At 43.8% G+C, this 21,323-nt stretch carries 14 protein-coding genes and 1 pseudogene; 9 read left to right on the plus strand and 6 right to left on the minus strand.

Annotation, left to right across the window (positions count from 1 at the left end):
* Nucleotides 1-98 precede the first annotated feature (98 nt).
* The 5 genes from yghU to uvrA all read left to right on the plus strand — a co-directional run bounded on the left by yghU (nucleotide 99) and on the right by uvrA (nucleotide 8,800).
* Complete coding sequence (gene yghU, locus AS194_RS09860) at nucleotides 99-938, plus strand: glutathione-dependent disulfide-bond oxidoreductase (RefSeq protein ID WP_058025347.1); 840 nt, start codon at nucleotides 99-101, stop codon at nucleotides 936-938.
* A gap of 243 nt (nucleotides 939-1,181) precedes the next feature.
* Complete coding sequence (locus AS194_RS09865; protein WP_083499660.1) at nucleotides 1,182-2,264, plus strand: DUF1176 domain-containing protein; 1,083 nt, start codon at nucleotides 1,182-1,184, stop codon at nucleotides 2,262-2,264.
* Between the two features lie 565 nt (nucleotides 2,265-2,829).
* Nucleotides 2,830-4,494 carry a DEAD/DEAH box helicase gene (locus tag AS194_RS09870; protein WP_058025348.1) on the plus strand — a complete coding sequence of 555 codons (1,665 nt, stop codon included), beginning with the start codon at nucleotides 2,830-2,832 and terminating at the stop codon, nucleotides 4,492-4,494.
* A 259-nt stretch (nucleotides 4,495-4,753) separates the two neighbouring features.
* Nucleotides 4,754-5,998: a DUF819 domain-containing protein gene (locus tag AS194_RS09875; RefSeq protein WP_058025349.1), complete on the plus strand. Its 1,245-nt coding sequence runs from the start codon at nucleotides 4,754-4,756 to the stop codon at nucleotides 5,996-5,998.
* A gap of 234 nt (nucleotides 5,999-6,232) precedes the next feature.
* Complete coding sequence (gene uvrA, locus AS194_RS09880; protein ID WP_058025350.1) at nucleotides 6,233-8,800, plus strand: excinuclease ABC subunit UvrA; 2,568 nt, start codon at nucleotides 6,233-6,235, stop codon at nucleotides 8,798-8,800.
* Nucleotides 8,801-8,850: 50 nt separating this feature from the next.
* Here uvrA and AS194_RS09885 read toward each other — a convergent pair whose 3' ends face one another.
* The 3 genes and pseudogenes from AS194_RS09885 to AS194_RS14130 all read right to left on the minus strand — a co-directional run.
* Nucleotides 8,851-9,591 (minus strand): peptidase, encoded by a 741-nt coding sequence (locus AS194_RS09885; RefSeq protein WP_058025351.1) that lies wholly within the window; start codon nucleotides 9,589-9,591, stop codon nucleotides 8,851-8,853.
* 42 nt (nucleotides 9,592-9,633) lie between these two features.
* A complete protein-coding gene (locus AS194_RS09890; RefSeq protein WP_058025352.1) occupies nucleotides 9,634-10,419 on the minus strand; it encodes a transglutaminase family protein in 786 nt (261 codons plus the stop codon).
* A gap of 853 nt (nucleotides 10,420-11,272) precedes the next feature.
* Nucleotides 11,273-12,868: pseudogene (locus AS194_RS14130) on the minus strand (circularly permuted type 2 ATP-grasp protein); the annotation flags it as partial.
* 299 nt (nucleotides 12,869-13,167) lie between these two features.
* Here AS194_RS14130 and AS194_RS09900 point away from each other — a divergent pair.
* The 3 genes from AS194_RS09900 to AS194_RS09910 all read left to right on the plus strand — a co-directional run bounded on the left by AS194_RS09900 (nucleotide 13,168) and on the right by AS194_RS09910 (nucleotide 17,082).
* Nucleotides 13,168-13,806 (plus strand): GDSL-type esterase/lipase family protein, encoded by a 639-nt coding sequence (locus tag AS194_RS09900; protein WP_058025354.1) that lies wholly within the window; start codon nucleotides 13,168-13,170, stop codon nucleotides 13,804-13,806.
* A gap of 307 nt (nucleotides 13,807-14,113) precedes the next feature.
* Entirely contained in the window at nucleotides 14,114-16,165 is a 2,052-nt protein-coding gene (locus tag AS194_RS09905) for an autotransporter domain-containing protein (protein ID WP_058025355.1), read from the plus strand.
* Nucleotides 16,166-16,326: 161 nt separating this feature from the next.
* Entirely contained in the window at nucleotides 16,327-17,082 is a 756-nt protein-coding gene (locus AS194_RS09910) for a zinc-dependent peptidase (protein ID WP_058025356.1), read from the plus strand.
* Nucleotides 17,083-17,214: 132 nt separating this feature from the next.
* Here the strand turns inward: AS194_RS09910 and AS194_RS09915 are convergent, their stop codons facing one another.
* A complete protein-coding gene (locus AS194_RS09915) occupies nucleotides 17,215-17,883 on the minus strand; it encodes a hypothetical protein (RefSeq protein WP_152978632.1) in 669 nt (222 codons plus the stop codon).
* Nucleotides 17,884-18,093: 210 nt separating this feature from the next.
* Between AS194_RS09915 and AS194_RS09920 the strand changes: the two genes are divergently transcribed.
* Nucleotides 18,094-18,579 carry a hypothetical protein gene (locus tag AS194_RS09920; RefSeq protein ID WP_058025357.1) on the plus strand — a complete coding sequence of 162 codons (486 nt, stop codon included), beginning with the start codon at nucleotides 18,094-18,096 and terminating at the stop codon, nucleotides 18,577-18,579.
* A gap of 345 nt (nucleotides 18,580-18,924) precedes the next feature.
* Here AS194_RS09920 and AS194_RS09925 read toward each other — a convergent pair whose 3' ends face one another.
* Entirely contained in the window at nucleotides 18,925-19,872 is a 948-nt protein-coding gene (locus tag AS194_RS09925; protein ID WP_058025358.1) for a hypothetical protein, read from the minus strand.
* A gap of 2 nt (nucleotides 19,873-19,874) precedes the next feature.
* Entirely contained in the window at nucleotides 19,875-20,927 is a 1,053-nt protein-coding gene (locus tag AS194_RS09930) for an isopenicillin N synthase family dioxygenase (protein ID WP_058025359.1), read from the minus strand.
* Nucleotides 20,928-21,323 lie beyond the last annotated feature (396 nt).

Consider the following 21,323-nt stretch of genomic DNA (forward strand, 5'->3'; position numbering starts at 1 on the left):
TGTTTTATTTAGGATTGACTATATCAAGAAAAACAGTACTAAGATAAGTAAAAGCTGATATAACCAAAAATAATGGCAATACTGACTAAGGATATTTTATGAGTAATGCATCAACCAGTAACACACAAAACGATAAATATGTGCCGCCTAAAGTTTGGACACAAGACAAAGATAACGGCGGTAAGTTCGCAAGCATCAACCGCCCAACCTCTGGCGCTCGTTATAATAAAGAGCTACCAGTAGGCGATGCTCCGTTACAGCTATACTCATTGAACACACCCAATGGTGTTAAGGTAAATATCTTATTAGAAGAGCTGGCAGAGCTTGGTATTAGCGGTGCTGAGTACGATGCTTATAAAATTGATATCTCGCAAGGTGAGCAGTTTGGCTCAGGATTTGTAGCGATCAATCCCAACTCAAAAATTCCAGCGTTGGTCGATCATTCTGCTGATACCGCTGGCGAGCCAATTGCTCTTTTTGAGTCGGGCGCGATTTTAATGTATCTGGCGGAGAAGTTCGATAAGTTTCTACCTTTATCACTAGGTAAGGCGCGAGCAGACTGTCTCTCTTGGGTGATGTGGCAAATGGGTAGTGCGCCTTTCTTAGGCGGTGGCTTCGGACATTTCTATGCCTATGCACCAGAGCCGTTAGAATATCCAATTAATCGTTACACCATGGAGACTAAACGTCAGCTTGATGTATTAGATACCCATCTAAAAGACAGTGAGTATTTATGCGGTAATGATGAGGCTGATTATAATATTGCCGATATGATTATTTGGGCATGGTATGGACAGTTGGTACTCGGTAAGCTATATGATGCGGCAGAGTTTTTGCAAGTACAAGACTACAAACACATACAGCGCTGGGCGAAAAAAATTGCTGAGAGACCTGCCGTTAAGCGTGCTGTGGAGCTAGAACTAAAGCCAATCGATTAATTATTAGCACGAGCATCATTTAATTATTTTCAATGACAGTTAGGCCGGTAAGTTTAAGTTACGCACTTATCGGCCTATTTTTATTATATTTAAAATAATAAATATAAAATTGATGACCACTTTCTTTTGTATTTACATAATGGTACATTAGCACAACAGATAGAAACATTAATGCGTTAAGATAACCGCTTATCACCGTGACAGACAGGTATTTATACTTATTTGATTGATGAGTAATGGATTATGAAACACAATAATAAAATGCGCTTACCTATGCTTGCAGCAGTTAGTATGGCTTTGTTTAGTACAGCAAGTATGGTGAACGCCGAAACTGAGTTTACCAGCCAAGATTGGCAGGTGGTCTGTGATAATACCCGTACTTGTCGGCTGGCAGGCTATCAAGCAGAGAATAACAGTGAGTTCCCTGTATCTATCTTGCTGACTCGCCGTGCAGGGGCAAACGCCGCTGTAGATGGCAAAGTCAAGCTTGGTGGTGCTAAAGACAGCTCTTCTAAAGCCTTAATGCAATTAGGTAACCGTCACCGGATATCACTATTTATTAACGATCGAAATTATGGTGAAACCAAGCCGTATTCTGCAGCTGCAGGCAGTGCTGAGCTAACCCAAGCACAGGTTACAGCGCTGCTAAGCGCGCTTCAAAGATCAAGTAAGATTACGCTAGCACTGCGCAACTCACGCTGGCAACTCTCAGATAAAGGCGCTAGTGCAGTGATGCTAAAAGCTGATGATGTCCAAGGACGAGTAGGCACACCAAGCGCTTTTATGAAAAGCAACGAGGCCGTAAAATCTAACAGCAGTGTATTGCCACCCAAAGCTGTACCAGTATTGCGTTTTGTAGAGCCTAGTGGCAAGTCTGCTGCTAGCGATAAAAAGTTTGTCATGAGATCCTCTCAATTGGCCTCATTGATGAAAGGAACGATGAAAGATGCCGATGCTGACTGCCCAAATCTATCAGACAAGTCACCTTGGCGTGTCAGTCGCCTAAATGATTCACAGCTGCTCGCACAGCATGATTGTTGGACAGCTGCTTACAATGCGGGTAGTGGGGTGTGGGTGATCAATGATAGCAAACCTTACAAGCCGACATTGGTCACGACTAGCGCCACCAATTACGACAAAGGTAAGCTTAGCTCAGTACAAAAAGGTCGCGGTATTGGCGACTGTATGAGTCAAGTCGATTGGGTGTGGACGGGCCGCGCGTTTGAGAAAAGCCATGAAAGCACCACTGGACTGTGCCGTCTTATCGAAGCGGGCGGGGCATGGCAGCTGCCGACTTATGTCACGGATGTTAAAGTAGTCAAATAATCACCGATTTTTTATTGAATGAGACGTTTAGCATGCTCAATAGAGGACTTATTCGGGCTATTTACTCAGTAATTGAATAAATGGCTACACATAATTTTTTATTGTGCTATACTGCGTCGCCACGCAAGCTTAGGCTTTCGTGAATTATGAGATTGATAACATCGCCTGCGATTTTGGGTCTAGGATGACCATAAGTAATTGTTGCCGATGATTTTGTGTACTTAAATAACGCCTTAAACATATCAGTTATTTTTGACTCATATCTTATCTACTGACCTATATAGGGTCTAGATTGGTTGCTGTTTGCGATTATCTGCTTTGGACAAAGCATTGATAATGCGCGTATATCAAACATGGATAAGACACTCGGCACTACCACCAAAATACGTCAGACAGCACGAACGCATTTATTATAAAGACGCTAAGCTCTAATGGCTTGGTTTCTGATTATCGACACTTTTATGTTGCTCGGTAACCTTTAATAAAAGCAGCGTGATGAACGGTTATCAGTGGTATGCATCAAGTTTGCTGAATTTACAGCAGCTTATACTTACCAAGGATTCCTATGACTGACATCTTATCTGCAATTGCCGCTGAAAACGGTATCATCGAAAGTAACGACACTACTGCAAATACTGACACCAATACTCAAGCGGCTACTACTGACGCTGCTGAAGAAAACAAAGTCACCTTTACTGATCTTGGCATTGCTAAGCCAATTCTTACTGCACTTGATCGCAGTGGTTATACCAATCCAACCCCTATCCAAGAACAAGCCATTCCGTTTGCACTAGCCGGCCGTGACCTTTTATTGTCAGCGCAAACGGGTAGTGGTAAAACAGCGGCATTCGTGATCCCAGTACTCGATCGTTTGAGCCGTGCGACCAGCTTTGACAAACTAACCAAAGCACTTATCCTAACACCAACGCGTGAACTTGCTCAACAAGTACATGATAGCGTCCGTACGTATTCTAAAGACATGCGTGGTCTATTTTGTGTACCACTCGTTGGCGGCGCACCATACAACGGTCAGATCACTGCTTTGAAAAAAGGCGTTCAAGTAATCGTTGCGACACCTGGTCGTCTACTCGACCATATCAATGCGGGCCGTGTTGATCTATCAAACCTAGAAGTATTGGTACTGGATGAAGCGGATCGCATGCTAGACATGGGTTTTGCTGATGATATCAGTGACATTTTGCGCGCCGCTCCTGTGGATCGCCAGACCGTCATGTGTTCAGCAACTTGGGATGGCCCAGTCGGTAAAATCGCTGCCAGCTTCACTAAGAATCCTGAGCGCGTATCAATCAAAGTAGAATCTGCACACATCGAAGAAAAAGTGTACTACTGTGATGATTTTGATCACAAAAACCGCTTGCTTGACAAAATCGTTTGCCAACAAGAGATGGATCAAATCATTATCTTTGCTGCAACCAAACGCAGTACTGAAAAATTGGCAAAACAACTACAAGAAGCGGGTCATAAAGCAAGCTTCCTACATGGTGACTTGCCACAGAGCAAGCGTAACCGTATCGTTCAAGACTTACGCAATGGCAAATGCAAAATCCTAGTGGCCACTGATGTTGCTGCTCGTGGCCTAGACGTGCCAGCAATCTCGCATGTCATCAACTATGACTTGCCACGTCAAACTGAAGATTACGTCCACCGTATTGGTCGTTGTGGCCGTGCTGGTCGTACTGGTGTGGCTATCAGCCTATGCAGCATGGATGATCGTCCACAATTGGCCGCCATCAACCGTTACTTAGATCGCAAGATGGAAGTCTGTGTTATCGAAGGTATGGAGCCTAAGAAAACCTACGTACCTAGCGAAAACAAAGGTAAAGGCCGTGGTCGTGGCCGTGGTCGCTCTAATGGCGGTGGTCAAGGCCGTGGTCGTTCAAGCGGTGGTTATGCTGGCAAATCTAGCGGTGGCGGTCGTGGTCGTTCAAGTGATGGCGCACCGACTGGTCAACGCGCGAGCAATGACAGCGGTTATCAAGGTAATCCACGTGATTCGTCTGGTAAGCCAAATGAGCGTTCAGGTGGCAAGCCGTATCAAGGCAAGCGCACTGGTGGTCCAAGCCGTGGCGACAGCAACGGTGTTCCACGTGGTGAGCGTGCGGCAACTGGTCGTGGTCGTCCAAGTGGCAGCCAAGGCCGTCCGGCAAATCGTTCTGACAGCCGCGGTCAAGGTCGTCCAAACGGTGGCAACCGTGGTAAAAACTCGTAATATCGCTATAGCTGACGATGAATATTCGTAATTAATATTAATCGTCTAAAGTAGTAAAAAGCCAGATACTTGTTATCTGGCTTTTTTGTGTGTGACCCATTGTTCGCTGATGGTATAGTTAAGCTTTTGCAGGCATGACTAACTATGATTCGTTTAGAACTCAGCAGTTATTAAGATCATTGACATGGCTGCTTGCACGAGTTTTCCCGCTTGTCTATACTGATTCACTTTTGCCAGTTGTTTGCCTCGGAGCGCCTTGATGCCTACTACCTCCACTTTAGCAATTGATAGCCTGCCATTAGCTTTCGGTATCATTATGGCAATCATTGGCCTAGTATTCTATACCCAAGGTTTGCCGGGTAAATTCTGGCGACGGTTTTATGCGGTATTGCCCGGTATTGTGCTGTGCTGCTTTATACCTGCTACTTTGAATAGCTTAGGGGTGTTCGCCGATGGGGTGGGTTCACAGATTTATGGATTTACCGCGACGTATCTGCTGCCAGCCAGTTTGCTATTGATGACCTTATCCATGGATGTTCCCAAAATACTAGGATTGGGTTGGAAAGCGATTGCCATGTTCTTTGCCGCCAGTATCGCTATTGTTATTAGCGGTCCCATTAGTTTAGGAATCGCCAAATGGGTGTCACCTGAGATGTTTGTCGACGATACATTATGGCGTGGATTTTCAGCCGTGGCAGGCAGTTGGATCGGCGGTGCAGCTAACCAAGCGGCAATGAAAGAGCTGTTTGGGGTCAGTGATGATCTATTTGGCATGATGATCTTGGTGGATGCCACTAATGCCTCATTGTGGTTATTGGCAATATTAGTAATGGCAAAACACAGCGCAAAGATCGATCGATTCTTGCGAGCGGATACCAGTAGTATTGATAAAGTTATCAAAGCCGTCGAAAGCTATGAGCGCGATCATGCCCGTCCAGCCACCATCAATGATTTGATGGTGATGTTTGGTTTGTGCTTTGCCATGGTAGGAGTCGCGCACTTTGTTGGTGGACAAATTGCTGACTTTTTTGCCCCATATAAATGGGCGGTGCAATATAGTTTTGCCAGTTCATTCTTTTGGATGGTGGTCATTATTACTCTGTTAGGTGTCATTTTTTCTTTTACTAAGATTCGCAGACTCGACCATGTGGGCGCGTCCAAAATGGGTACCGTATTTATCTTCATGCTGATTGCCGCGATTGGTATGCAGATTAATTTGGCGGGTATTGTCTCGCAGTGGCGGCTATTGCTTATCGGCTTTTTATGGATGAGTATCCATGTGGTGCTTATCTTTGCTGTTGCCAGACTGATTCGCGCACCGTTTTTCTTTTTGGCAGTTGGCTCCAACGCCAACACGGGCGGTGCGTCCTCTGCGCCGATTGTCGCGACGGCTTTTCATCCGTCGCTTGCACCTGTTGGTGTGTTTTTGGGTATTATGGGCTATGCGGTGGGTACGTTTGGCGGGTATATTAGCACCCAATTGATGCGCTTGGTAGTGGGTTAGTATTTAGGTTATCCATATTCTGATAGCATTTTTTCCTCAAAAAACCTGCAATGATTGCGGGTTTTTTTATTATAAGGTGCCTAATGACTTAAGTTGTCGTTTTGTCTATCTATGCTATTGATACGTAAGCATTGCCACACCCCTGCATGAGTACGTGTTAACCTTCCTGCTACTCAGATGAATAATAATAAATACGTTAGCAATAAATAGTGTCTCAATAGGAAAAATAGCGTCATGGCCAATCCAAAACAATTAGAAGCAATAGAAAATAAGACAAGTATCGTCAAGAACGCTCTATACAACCCTAATCAAAAAAATATTCAGGTCAGAGGTGCGCGTGTTCATAATTTAAAGAACGTCGATGTGGATTTACCGCGCAATGCCTTAGTGGTCTTTACGGGTATATCTGGATCGGGAAAATCATCACTGGCATTCGGTACGCTATTTGCCGAGTCACAGCGCCGCTATCTTGATTCAGTATCGCCTTATGCCAGAAGGCTCATCGATCAGGTTGATGAACCCGATGTCGATACTATAGAAGGGTTACCGCCAGCAGTTGCCTTACAGCAGCAGCGGGGTACGCCGTCAGTACGCTCGTCCGTCGGTAGTGTAACGACCATATCTAATGGTCTTCGTATGCTGTACTCACGAGCCGGAGAGTATCCCGCCGGCCAAGAGATACTGTATGCCGATGCGTTCTCGCCCAATACGCCAGATGGTGCCTGTCCCACTTGTTCAGGTATCGGCCGTGTGTTTGAGGTCACCGAGGATCTGCTGGTACCAGATAATACCAAGAGCATTCGCGAGCGTGCCATTGCGGCATGGCCACCGGCATGGCAAGGTCAAAACCTGAGCCGTATATTGACCACACTAGGCTATGATATCGATAAGCCTTGGCACACCCTGCCAAAGAAGACCCGCGACTGGATCTTGTTTACCGATGAGACACCAACAGTGCCTGTTTATCCTGAGTATGATATAGAACAGACACGGGAGGCAATCGAGAAAGGGGAAAAGCCAAACTATATGGGTACGTTTACCAGTGCCAAAAACTTTATTTTGCATTCTTTTGCCACTACTCAAAGCCCGCGCACCAAGAAACGCGTGTCGCAATTTATGCAGATATCCGAGTGTCCAGAATGTCACGGCAAAAAACTTAAGAAAGAATCACTGTCGGTTAAATTTGCAGGACTCGATATCGGTGAGCTGTCACAGCTTACATTGACGGACATGGCCCAAAAACTTGAGAAAACAGCACACACCAAAGTGGCAGATGACACACCAAACCGCGAAAAAGCCATCGTTGCCCAGCGTATTGCCAGTGATATTCTCTCTCGTATTGAGGCACTAACAAGGCTTGGTCTGGGCTATTTATCGCTTGAGCGTACCACACCAACGCTATCGCCTGGTGAGCTACAGCGATTGCGATTAGCGACCCAGATTCGCTCGCAACTGTTTGGCGTGGTTTATGTCCTTGATGAGCCATCAGCAGGTCTGCACCCTGCTGACACGCAGGCGCTACTTGGGGCGCTAGATGAGTTGATCGCGTCTGGTAACTCGGTGTTTGTGGTTGAGCACGACGTGAGTGTGATTGGGCATGCTGATTGGGTGGTAGATGTCGGGCCACAGGCTGGCACGCATGGCGGAGAGATTGTCTATAGTGGGCCTGTAGAAGGGCTACGTGAGGTTGCGCAGTCGCATACGGGTCAATATCTCTTTGCTAACGACACGGCGAATCATCAGTCAAAATCTGACACAAGGCAACCGACAGCGTGGCTAAAACTCGCAAATATCGAGCGCAATAATATAACAGGCTTGGATGTTGAGTTTCCGCTTGGGGTGATGACTAGTGTCACGGGTGTCTCAGGGTCAGGTAAGTCGAGTCTTGTCAGCCAAGCATTGGTAGAGCTTATCAGTGAAGTATTGGGGCAAAAGACGGTTACTGAAGCGCCTGTAGGTGAGGCAGATTTGCTTGAGCAAGAGCTTGAGACAGTCACTGGTGGTGAAATTGTCGCTGGCATGGAGCAAGTCCGTCGTCTTATTAATATCAATCAAAAGGCGATTGGGCGGACACCACGCTCAAACCTAGCAACCTATACAGGATTGTTCGATGATGTGCGTAAGCTGTTTGCCGCAACTAAGCAAGCAAAAGCACATGGCTATGACGCTGGACGTTTCTCGTTTAACACCAAAAAAGGCCGCTGTCCAAATTGTGAAGGTTTGGGTTTTGTCAGTGTGGAGCTGCTATTTTTACCAAGTGTCTATGCACCTTGCCAGGTATGTCATGGGCAACGCTATGACGAAGAAACACTTACCATCACGTATCGAGATAAAAACATTGCTGAAGTATTAAATTTAACCGTTGAAGCGGCGCATGAGTTTTTTGTAGATGAAGCGCCTATCTTGCGCGCATTAGATGCGTTGCTGCAAGTGGGGCTTGGTTACTTACGTTTGGGGCAGCCCGCCACTGAGCTATCAGGGGGTGAAGCACAGCGCATCAAGCTTGCCACTGAACTACAACGCACGCAACGAGGCGATACGCTCTATATCTTAGATGAGCCAACCACAGGTTTACATCCTGCTGATGTATCCATGCTGATGGCGCAATTAAACGGTTTGGTCGATGCGGGGAACACCGTCATCATGGTTGAGCATGATATGCAAGTGGCCAGCAATAGCGACTGGGTGATTGATATGGGGCCAGGGGCAGGTGATGAGGGCGGGTTAATTGTCGCTCAAGGTACGCCAGAAGACGTGGCCCAATCAGAAGACAGTCGCACCGCACCGTTTTTATTGGTGTGATTTTATTGATGTGACGATCAGTTTTCAAATTGGGTCTAAGAGTGAAGGGGCTATCCCCAATAATTATCAGGGCATTTGGGCAATTCAACTAACGTGCGACGTAACGCATCTGACCATTTATGACGGATGGTATTAAAATATTCATCACGCTCATCAATACGGCGACCTTTAGGTAAGATTAAACTGTCATTTTCATAAAGCACAAAATCTATCGGCATACCGACTGATAGATTTGAGTGAATAGTCGAATCAAATGACAGCATCAACGCACGTGCTGCGTGTCTTACATCTGTGTTATAGCTGACAGAACGATCCAAAATAGGTTTGCCGTATTTACTTTCGCCCAACTGAAAGAAAGGCGTATCTTCTGTGGCTTTGATGCAATTGCCTTCAGGATAAATCAGGTATAACTCAGGCAGATGTCCTTTAATTTGACCACCAAGCATAAACGAGCTAGTAAAGGCCCCATCACGACTAGAATTAGCGACTGCTTTTGCATGATTCATAATATCACGCATACATTCGCCAACCATTTGCGCCGCATCAAACAACGTCGCTACCGTATTGAGGTTGCTCTCAGCACGCTGGTCAATGTCGTTTTGTAGTTTATTGAACACTGCTTGCGACGTCGCTAAGCTACCCGCTGTCTGTAGCACCATAAAGCGCTCGCCCTCAACGCCATATTGATATAACTTTCTAAATGTCGATATGTGATCAACACCGGCATTGGTGCGCGTGTCACTGGCAAAGACCATACCGTCTTTTAGACGAATGGCAGCACAATAGGTCATAAGATACCCTTGATAAAGAAAAATTGTAGAAAACAGCAAACGCTATGATAGCTTTTTGACTAATACTAAACTGTAAAGATTTTCGTAACCGCCACCCATACGCACGCCGCGAACAGGTGCCGTATCTAGATAATCTCGCCCAATCGCCACATACACATGTGAGTTTGGGGTAAATGCCTGATTTGAGATATCAAAAGTATACCAGTAACCATCTAGCCAAACCTCAGCCCATGCGTGACTGGCCATGTGATTTTCGGTATCATCATACAGATAACCGGACACATAACGCGCTGGAATCTGTTGATCGCGCAAGATGCTTAAAAATACATGCGTATGGTCTTGGCACACACCGGCACTTGCCGCAAATGCCTCAGCAGCGGTCGTGCCCACATGCGTGACGTCTTTAACAAAAGGCATTTTCATAATCAGTGCATTTGCCAACGCCTTTAGGCTGTCGTGAGTAGGGGTTTTCAGATAAGGTGCTGCAAACTCTCGCATCTCTTGTGAGCATTTGGTTAACGGGGTTTGTACGGTAAATAGCAGGTAGGGGACATGATCCATATCCTCTAAACGTTCGGTTTCGGTATTGATCTCAACGACACCCGACGCCTGCATTTGTAAGTTGTTATGTGCCTCGTTACGACTGAGCGTGAGCCATGCATTACCAAAGCCGTCCTTTTGGTTGGTCGCCACTTTAGGGAGCATAACATCCCATTTATGAATGGTTTGGTGCGGCATTTGCATGGGGGTCATGCGTATATACTGTACACTGCGCTGCGCCAGCTCATCGTAATAATAGTTGGTTTGGTGACTGATTTGAAGTTTCATAATATCTCCTCCTTTTTCTGTTTATTCCATATGTCTCATGAGCCATTATTATTGGTTTTTGGCTAGACACCTTCTATACACCTTGACGCAATATGAGATTGAACTCTTTGCTAATCAGCGCAAAATCACTAAATTTCTTTGACCTGATCATCTGATTGGTCAAACGGATAAGCTCACGCCAGCGCGTATTCTCCGGCAACTCATTAATCCAATGTCTGAACTCAAAACTGATCTCTGTTGAATCCTCTCCCAACAAGACGGCACGCTCAAGCTGCTCAAAGTGACGCCCCAATTGCCAAAAACACGTCACTGTCGGATTTTCTTGTTTCATTGCAGCGTTACACGCGTGTAGCTGCAAGGTCGCCGCTCGATACGTGCCAGCACTCGATAAACGCTTGATCAAGTTATACAGCTCAGCGGTATCTTTACCAATGACACCTTTGGCCTCTTGGACATTGTCCTCAATCGACTGCACAATATTGGGTATGATGTTTTGTTCCAAGTCAGACATCATTTGTGCTTTCATGGTGGTAAGCGACGCTTCACCATCAACGGCAAACCCTAAATGACTGATTAAATGCTTGATCTGTGATTTTTTGAGATCGCCTTTGATGAGCTGTTTCATGACATCGTCATAGTAATACAAGCGCTCACTATATCGGCCTAGCCATATTAAGTGACTGGCGGTAGAGAGTAGCAGTATCATGGGCGCATCATCTAAGCTCTCGTAACCGGTTTCTAAGGGCTGGACTCGATCATAGTAGTTTGCGTGCCCTAAAGCGTTGCCTGTAGAATTGACACCTATTGATGATAAAGGCGCGCACTTGTCGGTTTGCTGGCTGTCTAAATCACTGTCATCAATAATCCAAGTGTCTTTGATACCTCCGCCTTGCGATGAATTGACGACCAACGAGCCTTCAACCATGGCCACTCGTGTCAGACCACCAGGTACGATATCTACCGTGCCATCACCATGACTGAGAATAAAGGGACGCAAATCAATATGACGCGGTGCGATACCATCGCTCACGGCAGTGGGGTTGGTAGATAGTGAGATGGTTGGCTGAGCAATAAAGCCGGCTGGATTTTCAAGCAGACGCAGGCGATATTCTTCGATTTCTTCTTTGGTTGATGTCGGACCAATAAGCATCCCATAGCCGCCTGAGCCTTGCGTTTCTTTTACCACCAGCTTGTCCAGATTATCAAGCACATATTTGAGATCATCAGGCTTACGGCACTGGTAGGTCTCAATATTAGGTAGGATAGGCTCTTCATTTAAGTAGAACTTAATCATATCTGGTACAAAAGGATATAAACTCTTATCATCGGCCACGCCCGTACCTGGTGCGTTTACGATAACGACGTTGCCAGCGCGATACGCACTCATGAGCCCCGACACACCCAAGATAGAATCTGAGCGGAATGCTAAAGGATCAATATAAGGATCATCAATGCGGCGGTAGATGACATCGACTTGTACTTTACCGCGAATACCTTGCATGTAGACTTTGCTGTCCTCAACGACCAAATCATAACCATGAACGAGTGGTACATTCATCTCATGCGCTAAAAAAGCATGCTCATAATAGGCACTATTAAAGCGACCTGGCGTTAAAATGACGACTTGCGGATCATATTTGGATGTTGAGCTGGCAAGACAGGCTTTGAGACGGTTGGGATAATCACTGATGCCCATAATAGGGGTGTCAGCAAATATATCAGCTAAGAGGGTCTCTGATATATTGCGGCTCTCAAGCATATATGAGACGCCTGACGGGGTGCGCAAGTTATCCTCTAAGACACAGAACTTGCCAGACTCATCACGAATTAGATCGATACCACTAATGTGAGAGTAGATTGGTTTGTCGAGCTCAATGCCCATCATCCACGGTTCATAGCAGCCACTGGCATACACATAGCTGGCAGGAACAATATCGGCCTTCATAATGGCTTGATCATGGTAGATATCATGCAAAAAAGCATTGAGAGCAGTGATACGCTGTTTGCAGCCTGCTTCTATCTGTTGCCATTCGCTCGCTGCAATAATGCGTGGAATGATATCAAATGGAATCATACGCTCGATGTTTTTGGCATCGCTATAGACCGTAAAAGTAACCCCTTTACGGTAAAAGATGTTTTCTGCTTGTTCGTTTAGATAATTGAGGGCATCCATGTTGATGTTATCAAGCCAATGACCAACGGCTTTTGCAACGGGACGATACTGACCTTTGCCTGTTTGGAGTTCATCAAAACTTGGTGCGCGTGATGGGGGAGTGTCTGTTGAGTTACTATCTGCTGACTGATTGGCGGGCGTGTCCTGTGACTTATTTTGTGATTGACTCTGCGACTGGCTTTGCGATTGCCCTGAAGTGTTGTCCTTGTCTTTTACACTGGTTTCAGGGGTAGCCGTATCCTCATTTGTATTTTTATTCTGACTTTGGTCTTTGATTTGACCTATTGACTGCTCTTCTTGATGTTGATTTTGGCTCTGACCCTGACTTTGAGATGATTTTTTATTCATAAGTACCTCACGTATCCTTGGTAAAGTTATACTTTATGATGACTACACCCTCTATGCTAAGCAAGGGATCACTTGTATTTCGCCAAACAGGTAGTCTATCTCCTGTATGAACTATACAACGGTTGCTGAGTAACATACAACAAGGGTTAAGTAATAGGTTTTTAGTAATATCAACTTAATTCTGATAAATTTAACTCAATTTGTATGAAAAAAGGAAAAGAGTGGACATGAAGATACGAGGTAAGTTTTTGGTGCTGGCTAGCATGGGATTGGTCGCGACTCTCAGTATGACCGGCTGTGATAGTGAGCCAAAGCAAGAAGCCGTGCCAGCTGGTAGCATAGTGATTGCCCTTGGTGACTCGCTGACTTACGGTTATGGCGCGAGTCTAGATGCAGCTTATCCTAAGGTGCTTGCCGATTTGAGTCATTGGACCGTTATTAATGCAGGCGTCAATGGCGATACCTCCGCAGATGTGCTGGCTCGTGTCGATGATATCACTACTCAAAATCCCGACTTGGTACTGCTTGGCGTGGGTGGTAATGATGTATTGCAACGCGTTCAGCCTGAGACTACACGTGCCAATATCACTGCTACTATCGACACCTTGAAATCTGCAAATATCGATGTGGTCCTTATTGCTGAACCTCACTTTAGTGCCAGTGCGCTGTTTGGACGGGTGAGTGACAACCCATTATATGAAGATATTGCTGATGCGAAAGAGGTGCCTTTATATTCAGGTGGTTGGTCTGCGGTATTGTCGGATGACACACTAAAATCTGATCGCATCCACGCCAACGCTGCGGGTTATCGGCAGTTTGCAGAAGGGTTGCATGATTATCTGCAAGAGGAGGGCGTGGCGCGATGAAGAATAGCTACTTACTGATGGCAATAAGCGCAGCGGAGCCTTCTTATTTGTAGATTTTTCACACCGTAACGGACGCCTACTCAATGATAAAGGTGAGATGGTGATCAATAACACAGGTCTTGCTGCTCTGACATTATTGGTGGCTGAGTCTGACCCGAATCAAAAGGAAACCTTAATCAAGTTGATTATGAACATGTTGTCGTTGGAGGTTTGATTTAAAAATGCGTTGTTTCTTTTTCTTGTAAACCACACTTAATTGAGTTATTTTTTAGTGTCGATTACATTTCTTTAACCAAGGAGAAACAGTTTGCATAATAGATTATCACCGCTCACGATTTCAGTTGTCGCTGCGCTGACACTACTCACAGGCTCACAAACATTTGCAGAAGCCCAATACGGTGATTATGGTAAAGAAACGGCGTTAACGCTCGCGCGAGACTATGCTGGTCGCTATACCGGATCTGACAAGGAAATTGGGGCTGCTAACTATATGCAGCAACGTATGAACATTGATGGCAGTAACAATCAAGTCGATCGTCAGACTTTTGATTTCGTTGCACCTCGCGGTTTATTTAGAGGTCAAACACTAACGAGTAATAACATTATTGTGACCCAAAAAGGTGTTGCTGATACCAATAAAACACTATTTGTCGGCGCACATTATGACTCTGCAGTAGCCTACCCAAATTATCAAAATCTAGAAGCATTAGATGACAACGCCTCTGGGTCTGGCGTGTTGACTGAATTGACAAGAAACCTGAATGGCATTGACACAGAACATAATATTCAGTTTGTGGCGTTTGGTGCAGAGGAGGGCGGCCTCAATGGTTCAAAGGCGTTTGTTGATCAGCTCACTGACGAAGAAAAATCGACAGCACTGGGTATGATCAACTTAGATAGCTTGATTACAGGCGATAAGATGTATGCCAATGCAGGACGAAATGCTTATGACGATGACGGCAATGAAGTAGCTGCCAATGTAGGACTGCGTGAAAATGCGCTGCGTATTGCAAAAGAGCTTGGTATCACACTCGAAGTCAATCCAGCCATCATTGCACCTGGCTCGACAGAGCCCTACGAGCCTTATGGTGTTGGCTGTTGTAGCGATCAAGAGTCTTTTGACAACGTAATGCCCGTCGTAGGATTTGAGGCGACCAACTGGGCTCTTGAACCTGATTATGATGGTTATACGCAAACGGAAAATCCGAATATCCCAGGTGGCTATACGTGGCACAATCCCGAATTAGACAATGAGGAAGTGCTGATAGCTGCATTCGGTGAAGAGCGCATCACACAAAGAATGCGTGACTATTCGCGTATTATTAGTAGATTGATTGTTGAGCAAACCAATGCTGATATCATTGCCACAAACAAAAGCGCGCTTAATCTTCAAAATAGAATGGGGGCTGCGTTAAAGGACAGTGCCACTGATTCGCATTCAGCTATTCTTGAGCGTGCCAATGCTTTGGCTTTACCTGCTATTGATAACAATGACACCTTTGATGCTTCGCGTGCTCAGGTCTGGGTAGACGGCTCTCAAAGCTATGTCGATTCTGATAACGTCCAAGAAGGTGCTCGCGCCAATATTGGTATCTATGGTGAATACGTTGTGCAACCTAGCTGGCGTGTTGGTGCAGGTCTCAAAGCCGCCAATCACAACAATAAAAATGTAGAAAACGGTATCAAAAAAGACACCAGCTATGGCATTCAAGCTTACTCGTTACTGGGCGGCAAAAACACGGCTTGGTGGAATACAACTTCTGTAAGCTTATCTAAACATGATTTAGATGTTGATAGCACCGTCAGACTGGATGGTAATAATGGTATCAACATTATTAACAATAGCGAACGCGGTAATACTGATGCCGATGTGTTTAGTGCTTATAATGAGCTTGGCTACAATTTTCTTATTAAGAAAAACATCGCTCATGGCGCTTTTTTAGGTTTAAATTATAGTGATACTGACATAGACGGCTACACAAGTGGCAATGCCAACTCTCGCACAGCCTTAAAAATTGATAGCACATCTAGTGAGGCATGGGACTCGGAGATTGGTTACCAGTTGCAATATGGGTTTGATTTAATGGGTACACCCGCCAAGCTTCAAAGCAAACTCGCTTACGTACATGTCATCGAAGATGGCTTAGTGGATCGTTTATCGACAAGGTCTTTTGCTGACGGGCAAAAAAGAGACATTAGTATCACTCAAGCAGACAAAGATGATGACTATGGACGTTTTGAGTTGAGTGTTAGCAACAAGGTTCATAACAATGTCTATGCTTATCTGAATGGTGATACCACCTTTGCACGTGATGATAAAGACAGCTCAGTACAATTAGGCTTACAATATCAATTTTAAAACATAATGTATGGATGACAGTCTGCGCCGCTCAGTAATGTATTTATGAGCGGCGTTTTTATACATTTTAATATAGTAATTATCATGGCGTGCTACTGGTTATCGCTATAATATACGTAGAACGGCTGGCCTATATACTAAGAAGAATAGGGATAAAGTGTATGTTTGACATCATAAAAGACTGGCGTGAGCAGCGTATATTGGACAACAGCAAGTTCACGCATGAAGACTGGGCGCGGGCGGCTGAGTGTATCATGATATTGGATAGGTTGACTGAAGACGAGCTAAGCCGCTTGTTTGATTTGGCGACTTTGTTTTTGGATGATAAGTCGATTGTGGGCGCACAAGGTTTTGAGATTACTGATGCGGTCAGACAATCCATTGCACTACAGGCGTGCTTGCCTATCTTAAACCTCAGCCTTGAGTGGTATAGCGGTTGGTCATCTATTATTATTTATCAAGGTTCGTACAAAAGCGAGAGTACAACGGTAGATGAATTTGGTATCGTCCATGAGGGCCGTCAGCACCGTAGTGGGGAAGCATGGCAGCGAGGTCCTGTCATTCTCTCATGGGAGGATGCCAAGCACTCAAGTGAGCGTGATGGACACAATGTGGTGATTCATGAATTTGTGCATAAGCTTGATATGATGAATGGCCGCGCTAATGGCTTTCCACCGATGCAGCCTGATATGGATCCGGCGCGCTGGACGGAAATTATGAGCCGTGATTTTGAAGATTTTCAAAATCATCGCAAGTCAGGACTCGATCGCTATGGTGCGACCAATCCAGCGGAGTTTTTTGCGGTGCTTAGCGAAGTGTTTTTTGAGACCCCGCAAAAGCTGGTGGATGCTTATCCTGACATTTACGATATTATGGTGAAGTTTTTTAAGCAAAGTCCACTTCAGCCAAAAGCATAATTTTAAATTTATATACCAAAAATTGAATATAATTCAATATGATAAAGAGACAAAAAGGGCAGTGCTTCATATGTGATGCACTGCCCTTGTTTAATATAATTTATCTGACCATCCAGATGCTTACGTTGTTATTTAAACCGTCCACTGATCGTTAACGACAGCGACGAGATAACGCTTACCCTGATACTCATCAAACACCAAGCGCAACACCCGCCAGTCTAAACCGCTGTATTCATCACTACCTTTATAGTAAAACTCAACGACATCAGAGTTTTGATATATTTTATTTAGGTTATTGATGCTATTGCCACTTTTTTGAAACTCATTGACGCTAAGGGTAGCGTCATTAAAGGTTTTGGCCTTTACCCAAGTGTCTAGGTACTCTGGTAGCGGTATGATTAATGGCTCACCAGAGCCGTCTTTTTCGCCCCATGTGAAGCGAATATCGGACTGTTGCAAATATTGTGCATATTGCGCGCGATTAAAGACTTTATCAGACTCAGGGCGTACGTAGGCATACATCGAAAAACGGACGCCACGTGTGGGATGAATATCATCAGTAATTCTAGCAAAATCCTTATTGGCGAGCGCCCGCTGTATACGCAACGCTTGCTGCTTTAGGGTTTGTTGACTGATATCAGTACTTATAGCCGTTGCTGAGGTGCTGGTAGGTTGAGAAACAATGGCTTCACTGGGCTCAGAAGCGGACTGGCAACCAGTCGCGGTCAAAGTAAGCAACAAAAGGCCACTAGAAGCCAATGCCGCAGATTCATTCTTAAAAAAGGTAGGTAGTATTATCATAAAAGCATCCTTACCACAGTTATTAGTGAAATAAACGTCACGATAAGCCACTAAAAGTTGTCATCACAATAGATAAAAGAGCATAAAAGCGCTATGTAATCGGAATTTTGATGAGTGAACCTGAATGATACGATAATACAGCAGAGTCGTTATATGGCTATGATGTAATAGACCGTAACACTTATAAGATAAGATCTCGTAGAGAACGACATGCCAACATACAAATCGCTGATATTACTATCAACCATAGCACTGACAACTGTCGGTACTGCTACAGCAGATGTGACAAAAGCATCTCAGAAACAAGCTGCTGCGACTGATATGAAAATCACGACCATCACAAAAATGTACCAACAAGATATCGATGACCAAGGTATGAGTAATCCTATAGTGCTACAGCAATATGCCAATGCTGACTTACAAGCAGCCATGCAGCTAGAACAAGATTACTTTGATAAAACTCAAATGTCCTGCAATGTTGATTATGATGTGCTGTGGGATTCTCAAGACCCTGATTATACTCAAGACAAGAAGTTTTCGATGACTGATAAAGGATTGGTTCAAGTCAGCTTGGCGCAAGGTAGCAATATTTATTATGACTTGACATGCAATGATAAAGATTGCCAAATCGCAGATGTTAGCTTAAATGAAGATGGTGGAACTTTGAGTAAGCATTTACTTGAAACTTGTCGTTAGTAGAAAACTGAATTGATATTAAAAATGTCAGCGCCAAGCTATTTTAAATTTAAAAATATGCAGTTAAATATAGAAACGATATAACGCAGATTGATATTTACTCTTATACTGAAACCGCTGGTATGTTTTCGCATAATGTATATTATGTTAAATGAAGTCTATAAAAGAGTAAGTTTATGCTTATGTTATTACTTCTTCTATCAATCATCTCAATAACAGATCCGATTCTAGACAAGAGATATTTTTGCAGGCAATCAAATGCTTTATTGGTAAGTATCAGATCGTTAGGTTGGGTTCCATGTGGCACCCAACCTGCAAGGTTTTTTACAAGTAATAAATATATTCTTACGTCAATTTTTTTAAATACCGGCCGACGGTTTCTTGTTCGGCATCAAACCACTCTTTTGCTTTTTCATGCCATTGTGTTTGGCCTGAATAAGCAAATTCAGATTCTATTGTATCGATAGAAAAACGACGTTTTATTCGTTGGTTGCCTTCTTCAAAAAATTGAAGCACTTCGTTGTTTTCTTCATCAAATTCAAACCCATCAAGTTCGAAAATCAATTCTCCGACTCTTTTTGGTTTAGTAGAGAATTCGATTTTAAATCCTTGCTCTAAGCTCCCTTTTGCAACAGAAGTTTCAAAATTAAAAACTTGCTTTAAAAAAGGGACGTTTTGGTGTTCTCGTGTAATCTTATCTCTTAACTGGGTATCATCTTCATCTGTAACGATTTCATTTACTCGTCCGAGTACCAATCCCGCCCAATTCTCATTAATAATTAATGCGCCACCTTGATGACGTAGCTCTCCTGTTGTTACATTTTCTTCATTAATTAATTCAAGACTCAATAACACTCCAGCTTCGCGAGAAGTAATACGCCAGTCTTCTATATACGATCCATAAGGTGAAGCTTCGATCATACAATCCCCGACACGAGAAAGAATGGCAGGCTCAGGCCAACGGTTATGCACTTGAAAGCCAGTGCCACCTGACCAGCTTAATTGCTCATTGTTCCAAGTGCTATCAGCAGACCACCCTTCATAATTGGCTAATTGATAAAGCTCATCTGAAGAGCATTTTTCCCACGATTTTTTAACTACCATTTCAGCTTCAATAGGCAGGCGTAGATCAATTGTTAAGTTCCGACCCTGTAACCAAAACACATGTGTATCAATATCCGTTTCGCCACTTGCGAACGAGATACTTCTGCGCTTAAAACAGCCAATCATCCAGTCAGGGACAGAATTAGCCGATTTTTTACCATGATGTTCGATAAGTTCTTTGATATTCATGATCAACCTTCCTTTATCGCTGCTTGCCCAAAAGACAAAAGTGAACGAGAGTTTTCAGGTAGATTTACTTCACCTCGAGCAGATTTTTCTTTGAGATAACTAAAGGTTTGTATTGTTTGTGCGAGGAGATGATCACCACAAATAATGGGTTCATAAGATGAGACTTCTTGCTTATCAACAAACTTTGAAATAGGAGCAACAACGGTCTCGTAATCCAAACTTGAGAAGAATGGAAATGAGTACCTCTCTTCTTTTACTTGTCTAACACGATGAGAGGTGGCAACGTACTGCCCGTTTGATACTTGTTCCATCATGTCGCCAATATTGATCACAAAACAATCCTCTACTAATGGCACATTAATCCATTCATTTGCACCATTAAGTACCTGTAAACCTGGAGCCGTTGGTAATAAAATGGTAAAGAATTCGTAATCTGTATGTGCGCCGATTCCTGAATCAGACTCTTCTGCTTCAGGGTTATCAAAGTAATGAATTAGACGTAATTGACTAGGAGGGGTTGTAAGATATTGAGTGAATGTATTTTCAGGTAGTTTCAACGCTAAGGCAAAACCTTGAAATAATACTCTGCTTAGTTCAAGCATCGCATTATAATAAGCGCTAACACTTTTTTTGAACGCTCCATCTTTAGGCCATTGTGTAAAAGCCTCTTTTTCAAATCTAGCCATTAAACTAGGTGAATCTGGACCAATATCATAAGCTTCTTTTAAGTCAGGTTTTTGACTGTCTGTACTATAAAACCCCTCTTCGCCACGCGGTACATACCCTGAGTGATTTTTTGAAAGGCCGATATAGTTTTTCATTTTACTGTTTTGATCTTGCTTAAAATATTCTTTAACCACCTCTTTGAGATCATTGATTAAACTTGGGGCAATTTGATGACCCTTTAAGTATAAAAAACCTGTCTCTCGAACGGCTTTATCTAAACTACTTGCAGCTATCTCTCTTTTATTTAAATCATCAGAAAATAGTAAAGAAATATCCACGATGGGAAGTTCAGTAAATGCTTTATGCACCGTTTTTTCAAAAACTGACATTTTATTAAGCTCCTTTCTTAAGCATAGAGTATGCTGGTCGTCCAGAATCTATCAGCAAGCTTAGTTGCTGTTCGGGTCGTCCCGAAATTATTAAATGAAGACCACTCAGGTACTTCATTTAAAATTTTCTATGAAGGGTGTTAACGTTGTATGTCTTATTATTGAGGTTCAATATTGACTACTATCTTTCCAGTACCTTTCATATCACAGAATAGTATAAGCACTTATTGTGCCAAAAAAACAAACAAGCAAAAACAAACACTTAGATTTATATAAGATATAGAGTACAAATTCTACGCACTAAAGAAAAGCAGTAGATGCACCAAAGTAAAACATTTATAGAGATAGAAAAATATCAAGTAGCATCTTTATGAACCGCCCCGAGTATATCGGAGA

It is taken from the genome of Psychrobacter piscatorii, assembly GCF_001444505.1.
GTDB classification, from domain to species: domain Bacteria; phylum Pseudomonadota; class Gammaproteobacteria; order Pseudomonadales; family Moraxellaceae; genus Psychrobacter; species Psychrobacter piscatorii_B.

What these genes read in the sequence shown, in the direction of transcription:
- AS194_RS09930 (WP_058025359.1), bottom strand. Translation starts at nt 20,927, where the DNA reads ATGTCAGTTTTTGAAAAAACGGTGCATAAAGCATTTACTGAACTTCCC.
- AS194_RS09885 (WP_058025351.1), bottom strand. Translation starts at nt 9,591, where the DNA reads ATGACCTATTGTGCTGCCATTCGTCTAAAAGACGGTATGGTCTTTGCC.
- AS194_RS09870 (WP_058025348.1), top strand. Translation starts at nt 2,830, where the DNA reads ATGACTGACATCTTATCTGCAATTGCCGCTGAAAACGGTATCATCGAA.
- AS194_RS09875 (WP_058025349.1), top strand. Translation starts at nt 4,754, where the DNA reads ATGCCTACTACCTCCACTTTAGCAATTGATAGCCTGCCATTAGCTTTC.
- AS194_RS09865 (WP_083499660.1), top strand. Translation starts at nt 1,182, where the DNA reads ATGAAACACAATAATAAAATGCGCTTACCTATGCTTGCAGCAGTTAGT.
- AS194_RS09900 (WP_058025354.1), top strand. Translation starts at nt 13,168, where the DNA reads ATGAAGATACGAGGTAAGTTTTTGGTGCTGGCTAGCATGGGATTGGTC.
- AS194_RS09920 (WP_058025357.1), top strand. Translation starts at nt 18,094, where the DNA reads ATGCCAACATACAAATCGCTGATATTACTATCAACCATAGCACTGACA.
- AS194_RS09915 (WP_152978632.1), bottom strand. Translation starts at nt 17,883, where the DNA reads ATGATAATACTACCTACCTTTTTTAAGAATGAATCTGCGGCATTGGCT.
- AS194_RS09890 (WP_058025352.1), bottom strand. Translation starts at nt 10,419, where the DNA reads ATGAAACTTCAAATCAGTCACCAAACCAACTATTATTACGATGAGCTG.
- yghU (WP_058025347.1), top strand. Translation starts at nt 99, where the DNA reads ATGAGTAATGCATCAACCAGTAACACACAAAACGATAAATATGTGCCG.
- uvrA (WP_058025350.1), top strand. Translation starts at nt 6,233, where the DNA reads ATGGCCAATCCAAAACAATTAGAAGCAATAGAAAATAAGACAAGTATC.
- AS194_RS09925 (WP_058025358.1), bottom strand. Translation starts at nt 19,872, where the DNA reads ATGAATATCAAAGAACTTATCGAACATCATGGTAAAAAATCGGCTAAT.
- AS194_RS09910 (WP_058025356.1), top strand. Translation starts at nt 16,327, where the DNA reads ATGTTTGACATCATAAAAGACTGGCGTGAGCAGCGTATATTGGACAAC.